Source organism: Pseudomonadota bacterium (assembly GCA_010028905.1).
Lineage (GTDB): Bacteria > Vulcanimicrobiota > Xenobia > RGZZ01 > RGZZ01 > RGZZ01.
The window spans coordinates 1-1,139 of the sequence record RGZZ01000897.1 but is presented as its reverse complement, the minus strand read 5'-3'; the positions used below and the strand labels follow the sequence as shown (position 1 = coordinate 1,139).

The window sequence follows — 1,139 nt, the reverse complement described above, 5'->3', positions numbered from 1 at the left end:
GCGGACGCCAACGTTTCTCCCAAGATCAGGCGCCCTCTGCAGGGACTCACGTGACCCGAGAAAAAGACCACAGACGTGACCGGTGGGCTGAGGCTGAGGGAGCGCGAGCGCCTGCGCTTCTTCTTTTTCGTGGCGATGAACTGCCTGATGAATGTCGGGCTGACCATTGGCGTGAGCGTGTCCGAAGGGCTCTTCCTTTCGCGCAGCGACCTCGGCCCCACCATGCTGCCGGCGGTGTTCATCGGCACAGCGATGACAACGGTCTGCGCGACTGTCCTCTACGCCAGCTACGTCGACAAGGTGCGCAACGATCGCTACTTCCAGATCATGCACGCCTGCGCGCTCGTCGTGCTCATCGCGCTGCTCGTGGGCATGCGCGCCAACCGCACCTGGGCCTTCATGGCCTTCTACGGCTTCTACTACGTCGTGCAGAGCCTCTTCAACACGCACTACTGGAACTACGCCGCCGACTACTTCGACGCGGTGGAGGCCAAGCGGCTCTTCCCCTTCTTCCCGCTGGGCAACAGCATCGGTGGCTTCGTGGGCGGCGTGCTGGCCAGCCTCCTGAGCGAGCGCGTCGCCCCCATCTCCCTGGCCGCGCTCTGGGCGGTGCTGCTGGGCCTGAACATGGCCCTCATCGCCATCGTGAGCCCTCGTCTGCGGGGATGGGTGGTGAGCGAGTCCGAGGAAGCCGACGAAGCGTCGCTCACCAACGTGGTCCAGGGCTTCGCCTTCCTGAACCGCTCGGCCATGGGGCGCTGGCACATCGCGTACGCCCTCGTGATGGTGACCAGCCTTTTCTTCCTGCAGTTCCTCTACAGCGACGTCCTCGCCCACGCCTACCCGGACGCCGAGCGCCTCACCGCCTTCATCGGACGCTTCCTGGCGGTGACCAACATCGTGGAGGTCATCCTCGAACTCACCTTCACCCCCCGCCTCATCGAAAGCGCCGGCGTGGGCGCCTCGAACGTGTTCTACCCCCTGTCGACCCTGCTGGGCTTCGTGCTGCTGGGCAGCCTGCGCAACGTGGCGGCGGCCACCTATAGCCGCATGAATCGAGAGACCTTCGACAACGCCATCTCGGGCGCGTGTCGGAACCTGCTCTACAACGCCTACCCAAGCCGCTTCCGCGGCCGCAT

General features: G+C 65.0%; 1 protein-coding gene. It reads left to right on the top strand.

What is annotated here, in order from left to right; genetic code table 11:
* Positions 1-75: 75 nt before the first annotated feature.
* Positions 76-1,139, top strand: a 1,064-nt coding sequence (locus EB084_26205) for a hypothetical protein (protein NDD31756.1), incomplete at its 3' end; no start/stop codon positions are given.